The sequence below is a fragment of the Thomasclavelia sp. genome (assembly GCF_017889095.1).
Taxonomy (GTDB): Bacteria; Bacillota_I; Bacilli_A; order Erysipelotrichales; family Coprobacillaceae; genus Thomasclavelia.
The window spans coordinates 1-16,948 of sequence record NZ_JAGHEW010000289.1 but is presented as its reverse complement, the minus strand read 5'-3'; the positions used below and the strand labels follow the sequence as shown (position 1 = coordinate 16,948).

Sequence of the window (16,948 nt, the reverse complement as noted above, 5' to 3'; positions counted from 1 at the left end):
TATGTAAATTAAAATAGGCTACTAAATTAATAGCCTATTTTATTATTTTAATAAATGTTTTTTTAATTGTGATTTGATTGTATAAATTAAAACTAAGATGATTGTTAAAAAAGTTAAAGCGCCTAACATAAACTATACCTTCTTTCCTTGATTAGCAACAGCTTCTATTTTTGTTTTTAATAAATCAGGATCACCCAAATAATAATGATCGATGACTTTAAAATTATGATCAAATTCATAGACAAGGGGAATGCCAGTAGGAATATTGATATTCATGATCTCATCACTGGTCAAATTTTCAAAATATTTAACTAAAGCTCGTAATGAATTACCATGGGCAACGATCAACACTTTTTTATTTGCTTCGATATCTTTTTTTATAACTTCATTGAAATATGGAATAACCCGATCGATCGTTGTTTTTAAACTTTCACATTGTGGTAAAAGTTTAGGATCAACATGTTGGTACATTGGTAAATTTTTAGCACTGCGGCTATCATTATCACTTAATTCCGGTGGTAAAACATCATAACTGCGCCGCCAGATTTTTACTTGTTCTTCACCATATTTTGCCGCTGTTTCAGCTTTATTTAAACCTTGTAAAGCACCATAGTGCCGTTCATTTAAGCGCCAGTTTTTATAAACCGGTAAATAACAAAGATCCATTACATCTAAAATATGATTTAAGGTATGAATAGCGCGTTTTAAATATGAAGTATAACACACATCAAAACTATAACCGTCTTGTTTTAAAATTGTTCCAGCTTGAAGGGCTTCATTAATGCCGGTACTACTTAAATCAACATCCTGCCAGCCAGTAAATAAATTTAATCTATTCCATTCGCTTTCACCATGACGTACTAATACTAATTTCATATATTTCCTCCTATAGTTAGCTATTGCTAACTATATTGATATTTTAATTTCAGATCATTTTTTTGTCAACTAATATGATAAAAATAGGAGAAAATTATCAAAAAAAGTAAGTTGATTTTTTTCAAAATATGAATTTTCTTTTTTAACAATATAATTTATGATATATTATTAATGAAAGCGTTTTAAAAGAGGTAGATTATATGGATAGTAAAAAAAGTTTAAACATTAAGTACATTGCCAGTCAAGTGTTCTATTTTGCAACATTTGCAGCAATGATGGGGTATGCATCAGTATATCTTCTTTACAAAGATTTTTCTAATGCAACGATTGGAATCATTTTATCATTATGTAGTATCTTGGCAGTTTTTTTACAACCAGCTTTAGCTACGTTTGTTGATAATCATAAAAATATCGAAATTCGAAAAATCATTACTACGATTGTAGCTGTTGCCATTATTCTTTCAATTGCCTTACTAGTATTACCGGCTAATCAAACAATTATTTTTATCTTAATTGTTTCTATTTTTACTTTAGAAACCACAATACAGCCGCTGATTAATACCTTAGCGTTTATTTTTGAAAGATACAATATTAATATTAATTTTGGATTAGCTAGAGGTTTAGGTTCTGTAGCCTATGCTGTTGCGTCAATTGCTTTGGGGTATGTAGTAGAGTGGTTCAATCCGGATTTATTACCGCTTTGTTATGTGATTTTTAATAGTTTATTATTTATTGTTGTTTATTTGTTTGTTTTACCAAAAGATGCCGAATCAATTGTTGAAGAAGAAGTAAATGAAACTGAAGAAAATAGCACAGGATTAGTTGCTTTTGCAGCTAAGTATAAAAAGTTTTTAGTATTTTTACTAGGATTTGTATTTGTATATTTTGCTCATACAATTATCAATAACTTCTTTATTCAAATTATCACTAATGTTGGTGGGAATAGTAGTGATATGGGAACAGCAGTATTTTTAGCAGCTATGTTAGAACTGCCAACGATGGCATATTTTAATCAGTTATGTAAAAAAGTTAATTGTGGAACATTAATTAAAATATCAATTATTTTATTTTTCGCTAAACATACAATTACTTATTTAGCTAGTGATATGATTATGATTTATCTTGCTCAAGTTTTGCAAATGGGGGCTTATGCTTTATTTATTCCTGCTTCAGTTCATTATGTTAACTGTAAGGTTGATAAAGGTGATATTACTAAAGGACAGTCATTTGTTACAACTTCAATGACTGTATCTGGTGTTTTTGCGAATTTAGTAGGTGGTATTTTGTTGGATACAATTAATGTAAGTAATGTTTTATTAATTGGTGTTGTAATGTCTTTAATTGGAGCATTGATTGTTTTTGTGACAGTTGAAAAAGTTTAATAATCAGGTCATTAAGACCTGATTATTTAGCTAGTAAAGATAATGGGGTGATATTAATGAAAATAGTTGTTGCAATCGATTCTTTTAAAGGAAGTTTATCTTCCATAGAAGCTGGTCAGGCCATTGTTTCAGGAATTAAACGAGTGGATAAAAATATTGATGTATCAGTTTTCCCTTTAGCCGATGGTGGCGAAGGAACAGTAGAAGCGCTAATTACCTCAATGCAGGGACAAATGGTTTCACTCAAAGTTACTGGACCATTAGGTGATCAAATTGATAGTCAATATGGCATCATTCCAGCAAGTAAGTTAGCAGTTATTGAAATGGCTAGCAGTTCGGGAATTACTTTATTAAAACCTGATCAGTTAAATCCATTATATACTACGACTTATGGTTTAGGAGAAATGATCAAGGACGCAATTAAAAAAGGATGTCGAAATTTTATTATTGGAATTGGTGGCAGTGCTACTAATGATGGCGGTATTGGAATGTTGCAGGCACTAGGATTTGACTTGCTTGATCAAGCTGGCAATCCGGTAACTTTTGGTGCAATCGGATTAAAAGATCTAAAAAGCATTGATGATAGAAATGTTTTGCCATTATTAAAAGAATGTCATTTTAATATTGCCTGTGATGTTACTAATGTCTTATGTGGTAAAAATGGCTGTAGTGCAGTTTTTGGTCCCCAAAAAGGCGCCGATAAAAAAATGATCGAGTTAATGGATAAATGGCTGGCAAACTATAGCTTGATTGCTAAAAATAAATTTCCAATGAGTGATGCTAATTATCCAGGTACTGGAGCAGCTGGTGGTCTAGGTTTTGCTTTTTTGACTTTTACTAATGCAAGATTGGAATCAGGCATTTCGCTTGTTTTAAAAACGATTGGAATAGAAAAAGAATTAGCTGCTTGCGATCTAGTGATCACTGGAGAGGGGCGTTTAGATAAACAAACAGCGATGGGTAAAGCCCCGGTTGGTGTTGCTAAGTTAGCTAAAAAATATGGTAAACCAGTAATTGCTTTAGCGGGAAGTGTTAGTCCTGATGCAAGGGCATGTAATGAACATGGAATTGATGCTTATTTTCCAATTATCCGTAAAATTACTACTTTACAAGAAGCAATGGATAAAGAAAATGCTAAAAATAATTTAATGGATACCGTTGAGCAAATAATCAGGTTATGGAAATTGTAGATAAAAAGGAGAAAATGGTGATGGGAATTTTTAATCAGCAGTAATTACAAGGTATTACTGCTTAATTACCTTGTAAAAAAATATTAATTTTTTAAGAGGTAAGAAAGATGAGTTATTTTAATTATAAAGATAAAAAGATTTATTATAAAATATTAGGACAAGGGAAACCTTTAATGTTTTTACATGGTAATACGTCATCATCAAAAATGTTTGAACATATTTTACCGCTATATCAAAATGATTTTCAAATAATCTTACTTGATTTTTTAGGTAATGGAAAATCAGATCGAATTGAAGAGTTTTCGCATGATTTATACTATCAAGAGGCAAAACAGGTAATTAAATTAATTGAGTATTTAAAACTAAAAGAAGTGATTTTAGTGGGTACTAGCGGTGGTGCCTGGGTAGGAATTAATGTGGCATTAAAGCGTCCCGATTTAATTACTCATGTGATTGCTGATAGTTTTGATGGCCGTAAATTTCATGAAAATTTTATTGATGAATTAATCGCAGAGCGAAAAAAAGCTGTTAATGATAATGCTGCCAGGCAGTTTTATTCATGGTGTCAAGGTGACGACTGGTATGAAGTTATTAAACAAGATACTAAAGCTTTAACTATGATGGTAACTTTAAATATACCTTTGTTTTGTACAACCCTTGAGCATTTAAAAGTACCTTTATTATTGATAGCAAGTTTACAAGATTCTATGATTCGTCAAGATATTGAAGCAGAATATAAACAAATTCTACAACAAGTACAAATTGGTACCATGAGTATTTTTACAAGTGGTGATCATCCAGCGCTATTGCATAATGCAACTATGGTAAGTGAAGTAATAAAAGAATTTATAAATAATTATTGAGGAGAAGTAAAATGATTAAAGCAATTTTTTTTGATATTGATGGAACATTAGTAAGTTTTAAAAGTCATCAAATACCAAGATCTACAATTGAAGCTCTAAAAAAATTAAAAGAAAATGGGATTAAAATTTTTGTTGCCACCGGACGGGGAAAAGACGGATTACATGTTTTAGATGAAATTGAATTTGACGGTTATATTACGTTAAATGGTCAGTATTGTTATAATAATAAGCAAATAATTTATGAAAATACGATTGATCCCAAGGATTTATCAGCGTTATTAAATTATTTAGATAAACATCCTTTTCCATGCGGTTTTACTGAAGAAAATACCAAGTATTTTAATTTACGTGATGAAAGAGTTGATCAAATTCATCAAATTACTTTAAATGACGATCACCCTGCTGGAGATTGTAGTAAAGTGGCTGAAAAAAAGATTTATCAATGTATGTGCTTTGTAGATGATGTACAAGAAAAAGAACTGATGAAAATCATGCCTAATTGTATTTCAGCTCGCTGGCATCCGTTATTTTGTGATGTTTCACCTAAAGGGGGAACGAAACAAAATGGAATAGACAAGTTTTTAGAATATTATCATCTTGATCTTAATGAAACAATGGCTTTTGGTGATGGTGGCAATGACAAGGAAATGTTGCAGCATGTTGCTTTATCAGTAGCAATGAAAAATGGTAATGATGAGGTTAAAAAGATTGCTGATTATGTAACTGATGATGTCGATAATGATGGTATCGTTAAAGCTTTAAAGCATTTTAATTTGCTCTAGGGCTTGACTTAAAGTAAGCTTTAGCTTGTATAATATAATTGTTTTAGGGGCAAATGCCCCTTTATTTTAGTGAGGTGAAGAGAATGAAGTATCGACAATTGGGAAGAACTAATTTAAAAGTTAGTGAAATTGCTTTAGGCTGTGAAGGACTAATGAAAATGACAGATGAAGAGGTTAAAGAATTTGTTGACTTAGCATCAAAAAAGGGAATCAATTTTATTGATTTTTTCTCACCTAATCCTCACGGTCGCAGTGCTTTTGGTAAGGCAATTAAAGATAACCGTGAAAACTGGATCATTGAAGGACATATTTGTACTTATTGGAAAGATGATCAATATTTAAGAACCCGTAAAATGAGTGAAGTAAAAGCCGGATTTGAAGACTTGCTTAAACGGCTTCAAACCGATTATATTGATATTGGAATGATTCATTATATTGATGCTAAAAAAGATTTTGATACAGTTTTCAATGGTGAAATAATTGAATATGTTAAAGAATTAAAAAAACACGGAACAATTAAACATATTGGCATTAGTTCTCATAACCCGTTAGTGGCAATAGAGGCAGTAAAAACAGGATTAGTTGATGTAATTTTATTTTCTATCAATCCTTGTTATGATATGTTACCACCATCAGAAAATGTTGATGATCTATGGGATGATGAAAAATATGAACAGCCGTTATTTAATATTGATCCAATTCGTCAAGAACTGTATGAATTAGCTCAGGCCAAGGGAGTCGCTTTAACGGTTATGAAAGCCTTTGGTGGTGGTGATTTATTAGATGAAAAACTATCACCGTTTAAAGTTAAGATGACTCCGTTACAATGTATTCATTATTGCTTAACGCGACCTGGAGTAGCTTCAGTAATGGCGGGAAGTCATAGTCAAGAAGAAATGCTGGAAGCATTAGCTTATGAAGAAGCCAGTTATCAAGAAAAAGACTTTGCCGAAGTTTTAGCTAATGTAGAAAAGCATACATTTGAAGGTAATTGTGTTTATTGCGGTCATTGTGCTCCTTGTAGTAAAGGAATCAATATCGCTGAAGTTAATAAATTTGCTGATCTTTGTATTGCTCAAGGGGAAGTTGTTGAAACAGTAAGAGAGCATTATCAAGTTTTAGCTCACCATGCCGGTGAATGTATTAAATGTGGTATCTGTATGCAAAACTGTCCTTTTAAAGTTGATATCATTAAAAAGATGGCAAAAGCAGTAGAAATATTTGGATATTAAAGGAGATATTATGGTTGAAAAATTTGAAGTAATGATTAGTCCATTTAATTGTATGCGTCAAGTCCATGTTTATTTACCTGATGATTATTATCAAAATCAAGAACACTATCCAGTTATGTATATGTATGATGGTCATAATTTATTTTATGATAGTGATGCTACTTATGGTAAATCATGGGGCTTGAAGGAATTTATGGATCAGTATGATAAAAAAGTAATTATTGTTGGAATCGAGTGTGATCACAAAGGAAATCAGCGGTTAAGTGAATATTGTCCTTATGATCTTGAAAATAGTTTTTTAGGTCCGATAAAAGGACGGGGAAAAGAGTTCATGGACTGGTTTGTTTATGAATTTAAAGAAATAATTGACCAGCGTTATCGAACGATTCCGTTTAGAGAATGTTGTGGAATTGGCGGTAGTTCAATGGGTGGTTTAATGGCTTTATATACAGTGATAAAATACAACCAGTATTTTTCTAAAGCAGCTTGTATTTCGCCAGCTATTTCGATGTGTTTTGATCAGTTAAAAAATGATTTTAAACAAAATCAAATTGATAGTGATACGCGTGTTTATTTTAGTTTTGGAACTCGTGAAGTACGGGGGAAATCGGGAATAAACTGGATGTTAAAGAATATTACCTGGTTTAATGATGAAATTGTTAAGCTTCATGGACATAGCTATATTAATGTAGTCAAAAATGGACGTCATAATGAAGCTTCATGGGAAAAAGAAAATCCAACGTATTTTGACTTTTTATGGAAATAAAGCTTTCTAATTGGGAAAATAACTAATTTGTGGTTAAATTTTAGATACAATATATTTAAAATAGATTAAAAGTTGAGGAATTTAAAATGATAAAAATGATTGTATCGGATATGGATGGAACATTATTGTTAAGTGATGCTTCAATTAGTCAAAAAAATCTTGAAGCCATTAGATATGCTCAAAGTAAAGGAGTCAACTTTACAATTGCAACCGGACGTGATTATTTTGGCTTAAAAGGAATCATGGAGCGTTATGGATTACATTGTTATAGTATTTTAGGAAATGGAGCTCAGTTTTGTGATGAAAAGGGTAATGTTTTATCTAGCTGTTATTTCCCAAAAGAAAGTTTTAAAGAAGTATTACAAATTTTTGATGATTTAAATACTTATTACATGATTTTTACTAATGCCGGATTTTATACAACGACTAAACCAGAAACTGTAAGAGATGCTTTTATTGAACGTTGTGTTCATAAATTTAATCGTAACAAAGAAGATTATTATAATGGCAGCCAGGAAGATATGCCATGTATGCATTTAAAACAAATTGAAGATGTTGATGCTTTTTTAAAGAGCGATATTGAAATAATCAAGGTCGAAGCTTTTAATATTGATACTTCTTTGATTGCTAAAGCTAAAGAAAAGTTAGCTAATGTAGCTAAGATTGCCTATCTGTCTTCTTTTGATGATAATGTTGAAGTTACTGATCAAAAAGCACAAAAAGGGCTGATTTTAAAGCAGGTTGTTAAAGAAATGAAAATATCAGAAGATGAAGTAATGGTCTTAGGTGATGGATTAAATGATATTACAATGTTTGAAAAGTTCAAATACTCATTTGCTCCAGCCAATGCTGATCCACAAATCAAAGAATTAGCTTATCGAGTTGTAGCCAGCTGTCAGGATAGTGGCTTTGCTGAAGCCATTTATATGATGATTTAAGGCCAATAATGAAAATCATAACGACACCAGCTAAAAAAATGACTGATGATATTGCTTTTTTAAAGCCTGAAAGTCAGCCAGTTTATTTAGATAAAGCTAATGAAATCTTAGCTGTATTAAAACAATTAGATGTTAAAGCCGTAAAAAGAATGTTAAAATGTAGTGATAATATTGCTAAAATGGCATATCAAAACTATCAATTAATGGATCTAAATAAAAATACCGTTCCGGCAATACTAGCATACCAAGGAATCCAGTATGACTATTTAGCAGCTCATATCATGAGCTATGATGATTTTGCTTTTATGCAAGAACATCTTGTCATATTATCCGGACTATATGGTGTTTTAAAACCATTAGACGGTGTTGTTCCTTATCGCTTAGAATTAAATAATTATTTTAAAATTGCGGATTATGCTAGTTTATATCAGTTTTGGAATAATAAAATATATCAGGAGTTAATCAAGGATGATGATCAGTTATTAGATCTAGGCGCTAATCAGTATAGTAAAATTATCAAAAAGTATTTAACACCAGAAATTAACTATGTAAAATGTTATTTCAAAGAAGAAATTGATGATAAATTAAAAGAAATTGGTGTTTATGTCAAAATGGCTCGTGGTGCTATGACTAGATATTTAGTAGAAAATCGGATAACTAATTTTGAAGATGTAAAAAAATTTCAAGAATTAGGATATCATTATCGAAAAGATTTATCTTCATTCGATGAATACATCTTTGTTCGTCAAGTAAATGATTAATTTTTCTTGACAATCGCTAAATATTTGATAAAATACTAAATGCGGCTATCCCTAGGATATACGAAGACTCGACGTATAGCTTGGAGTTGGCTAAGTTAAAATTAGGAGGATAAAATAAATGTTAACTAAAGAAGAAAAAACAGCTATTATGCAAAAATATGCACGTAAAGAAGGAGATACAGGTTCTCCAGAAGTACAAATCGCAGTATTAACTGCTGATATCAACAAATTAAATGAACACTTTAAACAACATCCAAAAGATAAACATTCTAACCGTGGATTATTGAAAAAAGTTGGTCACAGAAGAGATTTATTAAAATATTTAAAAAATAAAGATGTTGAAAGATATTCAGCACTTTGCGAAAGCTTAGGATTAAGAAAATAGATTTTAAAACGATGGCAATTGTCATCGTTTTTATTTTGTTTTAAATATAGCTATTTCCATTCGTTTATTTTTAAAGATAATTTGGTATAATTATAGTTAGAAAATAAAAAGAGGGTAAATTATTATGATTAATAAAGAAAAATTTAATGATGCTTTATCAAAATATAAAGATTCTTTTGATGATAACTGGTGGAATAATGAAAAATTCAAATGGCAAGCAGTAAAATGTTTTCAAGAGAATTGGGATATTAATGTGCAAAACTTTTTAGAGATGTTTAATACCGCAACTGCTAAGACCCATAATCTTTTGGCTTCTAATCATAATTATCCTAGAGGCATGATGATGAAATTTATTGAAAAAGAAGCTGAAACAGTGCGGAAAATGTTTGCTGATTTATTTAATGAAGAAATTGATTTATCATTAAGGATTAATGATTTTAAGATGAAATCAGAAGAAATAAGAGCTAAATATGATGACGGTACTTGGAATAATCATTACCAAAATGAAAATACAATTAGCATTTATTTATGGTTAAGATATCCAGAAAAATATTATATCTATAAATATTTAGTTGTTAAAGAAATTGCTAAAGAATTAGATGAAAGAGTTAATATCGTAAAAGGTGATAATATAGAAAATATTATTAATAGTAATCAATTATACGATGACATTAATTATTTATTAAAAGAAGATCTTCAATTAGTTGAAAAATTGAAAAATAAATTAACAGAAACAGAGTACAGTGATCCAAATTTAAAAATATTAACTATGGATTTTGGCTTTTTTATAAGTAAATTTTTGAATAAATCAAATGATAAATATTGGCCATCTAAAAATGTATATGATCCAGGTATAAGTAAAGAACAGTGGATAGAGTTATTGAATAATAAAGATGTTTTTTATCTTAGCAATTTAGAAATGATGAAACGGATGGTTGACTTTGGTGGCGAAGCAACGTGTAGACAATTGTCATTAAAATATGGTGAAAATTTCAATTTTTATAATGCGGGATCTTCTAGTTTGGCCAAGCGGATCATTGATCAAACTGGATGTAAAGCACCACCCAGTGGAGAAAAAAATAGTCGATTTTGGCCAGTATTATATGTTGGTCGAGATGCTACTAAAAAAGAACAAGGTAGTTATGTGTGGAGACTTAGAGATGAATTGCAAGAAGCTTTAGAGGAAATTGATCTTAGCAATATAAAACTATATGCTGATAAAAAAGAGATAAAGACCAAGAAAAAATATTGGTGGTTAAATGCTGATCCTAAAATTTGGAGTTTTTCTGAAGTAGCGATAGGTGAAGAACAGACATATACTCTTTATAATAGTAATGGTAATAAAAGACGGATTTTTCAAAATTTTTTGGATGCTGATATAGGTGATATAATTATTGGATATGAGTCTAATCCAGTAAAAAAAGTTGTTGCTATTTGTGAAGTTTCTCGTAAAAATGATGGTAAATATTTATATTTTAAAAAAGTTGAAGGATTAGTAAATGCCATTGACTATCAAGATATAAAAAATAATCCTGAATTAGCTGAAATGGAATACATGAAAAATTTTCAAGGAAGTTTGTTTAAGTTAACAGATGATGAATATAATTGTATATTAGATATGATTAGGGAAGTCAATCCAGTTGAAAAGAAAAGTACAGTAAAAGTATATAATCGAGATAATTTTCTTAATGAAGTTTATATGGAAGCAAATGAATATGATTCAATAGTTAAGCTTTTAAAAAATAAAATGAATGTAATTTTTCAAGGTCCACCAGGAGTTGGGAAAACTTTTTTAGCAAAAAGATTAGCATATTCTATCATGGGTTGCAAAGATGAAAAAAGGATTGGTTTTGTTCAATTTCACCAAAATTATAGTTATGAAGATTTTGTGGAAGGATATAAACCAACAGAGGATGGATTTGAATTAAAAGAAGGAATTTTTTATAAGTTTTGTAAAAATGCTGCTAATCATCCAGAACAAGATTATTTTTTCATTATAGATGAGATTAATAGAGGAAATTTAAGCAAAATTTTTGGTGAATTACTAATGTTAATTGAAAAAGACTATCGGGGTGAAAAAATTACATTGGCTTATAGCGGTATGGAATTTACAGTTCCCGAAAATGTATATATTATCGGTATGATGAATACTGCTGATAGAAGTTTAGCAATTTTAGATTATGCTCTTAGAAGAAGATTTAGTTTTGTTAAAGTCTCTCCAGCATTTAATTCAACAGGTTTTATTAATTATCAAAAAAGAAAATCTAATTTATTATTTGATGATTTAATTGAGAAGATAAAATTATTAAATAAGCAAATTATTGAGGATAGTTCTTTAGGCCCTGGTTTTTGTATAGGACATAGTTATTTTGATACAAAAGATGAAATAACAGAAGAATGGTTAGATCAGGTAATTGATTATGATATTATTCCTACTTTAGAAGAATATTGGTTTGATAATATAGATGAAGTTAAGCGTTGGGAAAGAGAATTACATGGTGTCATAAATGGATAATGATAATAAATCGATTTTGATTAAAAATATTTATTATATGCTAGCATACGCTTTTCATATAATAAATTATAATGTTTATGAAAAGATTGAATCCGAACAATTTGAACATATTCATGATTTATTTGCAAGTATTTTAATCAAAGGAGTTTCTCGGCAAGTTAAGCAAGGCTTATATCGGGATTATACTTTGAAAAATGAAGAAATTAATACTATAAAAGGAAAAATTAATTTTAATGGTACATTAAAAAATAAAATGGCAAAAAAAAGATTAATTTCCTGTCAGTATGATGAGTTAACAGAGAATAATATTTTAAATCAGATTATTAAATCAACTATTTATGAATTAAGTAAACAATCAACAATAACAAAAAATCACAAAAACGATTTAAAAAGATTATTATTTTATTTTGATCAAGTTGATTTAATAAATATAAAATCAATTAAATGGGATAATTTATATTATCGAAAAAATAATCATAATTATAAAATATTAATAAATGTTTGTCGTTTTATTGTAGAAGGTTTATTATTAACCGACAAAAAAGGCACATTTATTATGCAAACATTTATCAATGACGAAAAAATGCATTATCTTTTTCAAAATTTTGTATTTGAATATTATAAATATCATTTTAAACAGCTTAGAATCAACGCTTCTGAAATAAAATGGGATATAGATGAAAAATCTAATAATTATTTATTACCTAAAATGAAAACAGATATTATGTTAACATTAAATGCTAAAAAATTGATTATTGATACAAAGTATTATGCTAAGACACTTCAATATAATTTCGATTCGGCAGCCCAGATATCTCATAATATGTATCAAATTTATACATACGTAAAAAATGAAGATAAAGATAATTTAGGAAATGTTTCTGGATTACTGTTATATGCAAAAACAGATGAAGAAATAAATGCAAATAATGACTATATTATAAGTGGTAATGGTATTAGTGTGCGAACGCTAGATTTGAATAAAGATTTTAAATTTATAAAAAAACAATTAGATGATATTATTGAAAAATACTTTGATGTATGTGGCTTTTAAATAAAATTTATATAACTCTTTTTAAAAAGATGGGGGGATGCAATAAGCAAATTTATCCTGTTATCATAAATGAGGTATAAAATCTTACTTAAAGAGAAAATAGATAAAAGCAGTTATCATTTAATAACTGCTTAATGGCTGTTAACCTTTAATATAATTAATATTTTTTATATCTTTATTACGTTGTTTAAAATCATTATCACTATAACCTAATAAGATCATTACTAATGGAACATATCCTTCAGGTAAATTAATTTTTGATTTAACTGGTTCTTGATTCAAAGCGAGTACGGGACCCATTACAAATCTTGAACTTATTTTTAATTCAGTTGCTGCTAAAATCATATTTTCGCTTGCTAGAGAAACATTAGCCATATTAAAGCCTTGAGGATCATTACCGTTTAAAGCAGATAAAACGATAGCTACTGGTGCATTTCTAGTGGCACTATAACCTTTTGTATTAGCCATTTTAACGGCAAATTCATTATTAGATTGTTTCATCATTTCAATTGTAATAGAATCAATTGTTTTTATTAATTCTTTATTTTTAATTACAGTAAAATGAATATTACCAAAGATAGGGGCATAATTGCCAGTTTCAATAATTGTAGCAATATCTTGTTCATTGATTGATTGTGAGTTAAATTTTTCAGGACTTCTTCTACTTTTGATTGTTTCAATAGTTGTCATACAAATTACCATTCTTTTTTTCTTTACTTATTTTTGTTGACGTAGTAATATTAGCTTATCTACTAAAGATAAACAAGTACTGAAATTTTTCTTAGTGTAAAGGAGTGAAAAATATGATGGAAGATTGCCCTGTTAAATATGCTTTAACAGTTTTATCTGGTAAATGGAAAATGTATATTATTTATGTTTTATCACAAGAAAAAATGATTCGTTTTAATGAATTGCAGCGAAGAGTTGGTAATATATCAGCAATTATGTTATCAAAAAATTTACAAGAGTTAGAAAATGACGGAATCGTGGTTAGAAAAGAGTTTGATCAAATACCGCCTCATGTCGAGTATTCGTTATCTGATATCGGTAAAAGTTTAACACCGGCTTTAAAATCATTAGGTAAGTGGGGAGAACAAGTTTATTTAAATAAACAAGAAAACAAATTATAATGAAAAAAGTGTCGGCATTACTTTATGCAAACACTTTTTTCAATTTGCTGCAAATAGCCTAAAAATAACCAGGCTAACGTAGCTGAAAGACAATAAGTATAAAATACCCCATAATCAAATTGACTGCCAATAAATTCACTTACTACAATCAAAGTAAATAACATGATCATTAAATAGTGCTTAAAATTATTGGTATTAAACAATTTTAATAATGTTTTAATTGTACTTAGCAAAAATAAGATAAAAATTGCAGCTCCAATTATTCCCGTAGTAACAACTGTTTCAATAAACAAATTATGACTATGTACAACTTGAATTTGCTGGACTACTGATCCAGAGTTTAAATGAATTCCAATGGTCTGAAAATTATCAGCCCCAACGCCAATAACTGGACTAGTTTGCCAAATGTGATATGAAGTAGCTAATAGCTCGATTCTACCGCTAGAAACACGGTCAATTAACTGCAAAGCAGGATCAATATTGCCATTAAAAAATAGATTCATTGCTTCAATAACTTGTTCTATTTGAAAACGGCTAGTTTGAGCTTTACCATTAAAAATTTTAGAGAGCTGATTAGTGACTAAAATACTACTCAAAAAGATTGAAATACAAATTAAACTGGTAATTAAAAAGCGCTTTAATCTTGAATAATTTTTACTTCTAATAAAATATGCATAGCATAAAGCTGCAATGATGATCGCTAAAATGATCAAAGCACTGCGACATTTAGTCAAGATAATATAGGTTGTTAAAACAACAATATTATAAATATATAGCTTACGATGTTTCGTATTATTTTTTATTGCAATTAAAGCTAATATAATCACGCTAATAGCTAAAAATGACGCAGGGTTACAATTAAAAAATACTCCAAATAAACGATCTTCAACCATTCCGATAGGCCAGCCATTATTGCGATCAGAAAATTTTGTTAAATACATGATTATTGATATACTGCATGCAAGATTAACTAAAATATTTGTTAAAGGAATAATAACTTGCAATTCTTCTTTAATATTAGATAGCTTAAAATCTTTTCGATTACCATAAATTAATACAAAAATGACTAATTGTAATAATGCCATTAGATACGATTTTTGACTACTAAAGTCATTTATAATGGTTGCTAATAATAATATCAAGCCATAACTTACCAGTAATAAAAACTGATAATTTTTAAAATCAATTTGACGTTTATATAAATCATAGATAATAATACCAATTGCCCAAATTAAAATAAAATAACTTAACGGATTTATTGAAATACCTAAATATCCTAAAGCTAGAGTATTGGTAAAGACATAAATAATAAATCCAATCTTGAAATTTTTTCGTGATAATAAATTTTTCATAAATGCCTCCGATGGCTATTTTAACAAAATAAAATCATAAATACTACTGTTTAAATCTTAAATATAATTATTTTTATGAATTTATTTTATTATAGCTAAATTTTTTTGTCATATACTGGTAATTAGTGTTACTTTAAGTTATTATAGAAGTTGGTAAATTAAAAAAGGTGGGAGAATTATGGAAAATGTTACATTAGTTATCATGGCTGCTGGAATTGGAAGTCGTTTTGGTGGTGGAATTAAGCAATTAGCACCAGTTGGTCCTAATGGTGAGATTATCATGGATTATTCAATTTATGATGCCAAAGAGGCTGGCTTTAATAAAGTTGTTTTTGTAATCAGAAAAGATCTAGAGGCTGAATTTGATAAAGTTATTGGTTCAAGAATTAAACAAGTAATTGATGTAGAATACGCATTCCAGGAATTAGATAATATTCCTGAAGAATATCAACAAAAGTTTGCAAAAAGAACTAAGCCTTGGGGAACAGGGCAAGCAATTTTATGTTGCAAAGATGTTATTAATGAACCGTTTTTAGTAATTAATGCTGATGATTATTATGGTAAAGAAGCTTATCAGGTTGCTTATCAGTATTTAACTGCAAAAAATAATTCTAATAACAAAATGCCAGTAGCAATGGTTAGCTTTGTCTTAAAAAATACTTTAAGTGATAACGGCGGAGTTACTCGTGGTATTTGTAAAGTTGGTGATGACGGCTATTTAAAGGATATCAAAGAAACTCATAATATTGAAAAAGGAACTGATTTTGCGTTTGTAAAAGATGGTGATCAAATTACTAAAATTGATTTAGATGTACCTGTTTCTATGAATATGTGGGCATTACAGCCAGAAATTTTTACAATTTTACAACAAGAATTTGATACATTCTTAGCGTCATTAGCTGATGATGATCTAAAACAAGAATATTTATTACCAACAATTATTGGAAACTTATTAGAAAATGGAATTGTTGATGTTAAAGTATTGAAATCACATGATAATTGGTTTGGAGTAACTTATCAAGAAGACAAGGAAGTAGTAGTAAATAGTATTCAAAAATTAATCAGTGACGGTGTTTATCCACAAAAATTATTTAAATAAAAAAGGCATAAAAAGATATTTTCATTTAATTGAAATATCTTTTTTTGTTTTACGAAAAAAGTAATTAACTATAAATAAGATTTGAACAATGATATAATATTAAGTGGTTAAAGCATATTAATAATTGATAACAAACTTACAAGGAGGAAAATAGTAATGAATAAAAACGAAACGTACAAATTTATTAAAAAAATGGAAGCAATTGGTGATAGTTGGACAGTTAATCAGGTATTAGATGTTTATGGTGATGTAACTTTAAATGATGCTTTAAAAGATCGTGAGATGCAGATAATGAAACATCTAGAAACAGTAGAAAAAATAGCAAACGGATAAAATAATAGATGAAAAATTAAATTAGGAGAATTAAAGTATGGTTAGTGATTTTATGGAAGCAGCATTGCCTTGGATTTTAATTGGCTTATTTGTAGCGATTAGCTGTTTATTCATAAGTAAAAAAGAAAAATAAATTATAATTTAAAGAAGAAAGGTTGAAAGAATATCGTGTTTAGACCAGTTAGAAAAAAGATAAATGAAATAAAGATTGAAGAAGCAAAGAAACTTTTGCATCAAAGTCGAAGAGGAGTCTTGGCTGTTATTGGAGATAATAATTATCCCTACGCTAT

General features: G+C 28.9%; 17 protein-coding genes. 14 read left to right on the top strand and 3 right to left on the bottom strand.

Annotated features, from left to right (window positions below):
- Positions 1–132: 132 nt before the first annotated feature.
- The gene (gpmA, locus tag J7M77_RS12790; RefSeq protein WP_296879179.1) at positions 133–876 is read right to left on the bottom strand and encodes a 2,3-diphosphoglycerate-dependent phosphoglycerate mutase; all 744 of its coding nucleotides are present in this window, start codon (positions 874–876) and stop codon (positions 133–135) included.
- 200 nt (positions 877–1,076) lie between these two features.
- Here gpmA and J7M77_RS12785 point away from each other — a divergent pair, with 200 nt between their 5' ends.
- The 11 genes from J7M77_RS12785 to mcrC all read left to right on the top strand — a co-directional run bounded on the left by J7M77_RS12785 (position 1,077) and on the right by mcrC (position 12,744).
- Positions 1,077–2,258 (top strand): MFS transporter, encoded by a 1,182-nt coding sequence (locus tag J7M77_RS12785; RefSeq protein ID WP_296879177.1) that lies wholly within the window; start codon positions 1,077–1,079, stop codon positions 2,256–2,258.
- A gap of 56 nt (positions 2,259–2,314) precedes the next feature.
- Complete coding sequence (locus J7M77_RS12780) at positions 2,315–3,448, top strand: glycerate kinase (protein ID WP_296879175.1); 1,134 nt, start codon at positions 2,315–2,317, stop codon at positions 3,446–3,448.
- Between the two features lie 107 nt (positions 3,449–3,555).
- Positions 3,556–4,311, top strand: coding sequence for an alpha/beta hydrolase (locus J7M77_RS12775; protein ID WP_296879173.1), 756 nt, complete (start codon positions 3,556–3,558; stop codon positions 4,309–4,311).
- Positions 4,312–4,322: 11 nt separating this feature from the next.
- Positions 4,323–5,093, top strand: coding sequence for a Cof-type HAD-IIB family hydrolase (locus tag J7M77_RS12770; RefSeq protein WP_296879171.1), 771 nt, complete (start codon positions 4,323–4,325; stop codon positions 5,091–5,093).
- A gap of 83 nt (positions 5,094–5,176) precedes the next feature.
- Positions 5,177–6,325, top strand: a complete 1,149-nt coding sequence (locus J7M77_RS12765; RefSeq protein ID WP_296879169.1) for an aldo/keto reductase — start codon at positions 5,177–5,179, stop codon at positions 6,323–6,325.
- A gap of 10 nt (positions 6,326–6,335) precedes the next feature.
- Complete coding sequence (locus J7M77_RS12760; protein ID WP_296879167.1) at positions 6,336–7,091, top strand: alpha/beta hydrolase-fold protein; 756 nt, start codon at positions 6,336–6,338, stop codon at positions 7,089–7,091.
- A gap of 86 nt (positions 7,092–7,177) precedes the next feature.
- Positions 7,178–8,029 (top strand): HAD family hydrolase, encoded by an 852-nt coding sequence (locus J7M77_RS12755; RefSeq protein WP_296879165.1) that lies wholly within the window; start codon positions 7,178–7,180, stop codon positions 8,027–8,029.
- Between the two features lie 8 nt (positions 8,030–8,037).
- The gene (gene yaaA, locus J7M77_RS12750) at positions 8,038–8,790 is read left to right on the top strand and encodes a peroxide stress protein YaaA (protein ID WP_296879163.1); all 753 of its coding nucleotides are present in this window, start codon (positions 8,038–8,040) and stop codon (positions 8,788–8,790) included.
- A gap of 118 nt (positions 8,791–8,908) precedes the next feature.
- The gene (rpsO, locus tag J7M77_RS12745; RefSeq protein ID WP_296879161.1) at positions 8,909–9,175 is read left to right on the top strand and encodes a 30S ribosomal protein S15; all 267 of its coding nucleotides are present in this window, start codon (positions 8,909–8,911) and stop codon (positions 9,173–9,175) included.
- A 124-nt stretch (positions 9,176–9,299) separates the two neighbouring features.
- Complete coding sequence (locus tag J7M77_RS12740; protein WP_296879158.1) at positions 9,300–11,690, top strand: AAA family ATPase; 2,391 nt, start codon at positions 9,300–9,302, stop codon at positions 11,688–11,690.
- Positions 11,683–12,744 (top strand): 5-methylcytosine-specific restriction endonuclease system specificity protein McrC, encoded by a 1,062-nt coding sequence (gene mcrC / locus J7M77_RS12735; protein ID WP_296879156.1) that lies wholly within the window; start codon positions 11,683–11,685, stop codon positions 12,742–12,744. Before J7M77_RS12740 ends, mcrC begins: the two co-directional genes overlap by 8 nt.
- 141 nt (positions 12,745–12,885) lie before the next feature.
- On the opposite strand, the gene J7M77_RS12730 is transcribed toward mcrC, so the two are convergent.
- Positions 12,886–13,434 carry a nitroreductase family protein gene (locus tag J7M77_RS12730; protein WP_296879154.1) on the bottom strand — a complete coding sequence of 183 codons (549 nt, stop codon included), beginning with the start codon at positions 13,432–13,434 and terminating at the stop codon, positions 12,886–12,888.
- Positions 13,435–13,547: 113 nt separating this feature from the next.
- Between J7M77_RS12730 and J7M77_RS12725 the strand changes: the two genes are divergently transcribed.
- Positions 13,548–13,874, top strand: coding sequence for a helix-turn-helix domain-containing protein (locus J7M77_RS12725; protein ID WP_296879152.1), 327 nt, complete (start codon positions 13,548–13,550; stop codon positions 13,872–13,874).
- A 17-nt stretch (positions 13,875–13,891) separates the two neighbouring features.
- Here the strand turns inward: J7M77_RS12725 and J7M77_RS12720 are convergent, their stop codons facing one another.
- Positions 13,892–15,226, bottom strand: coding sequence for an O-antigen ligase (locus tag J7M77_RS12720; protein WP_296879150.1), 1,335 nt, complete (start codon positions 15,224–15,226; stop codon positions 13,892–13,894).
- A 178-nt stretch (positions 15,227–15,404) separates the two neighbouring features.
- On the opposite strand from J7M77_RS12720, the gene J7M77_RS12715 reads away from it, so the two are divergent.
- Together J7M77_RS12715 and J7M77_RS12710 are read left to right on the top strand one after the other, a co-directional pair.
- Entirely contained in the window at positions 15,405–16,325 is a 921-nt protein-coding gene (locus J7M77_RS12715) for a sugar phosphate nucleotidyltransferase (RefSeq protein WP_296879148.1), read from the top strand.
- A 156-nt stretch (positions 16,326–16,481) separates the two neighbouring features.
- The gene (locus J7M77_RS12710) at positions 16,482–16,658 is read left to right on the top strand and encodes a hypothetical protein (protein ID WP_296879146.1); all 177 of its coding nucleotides are present in this window, start codon (positions 16,482–16,484) and stop codon (positions 16,656–16,658) included.
- Positions 16,659–16,948 lie beyond the last annotated feature (290 nt).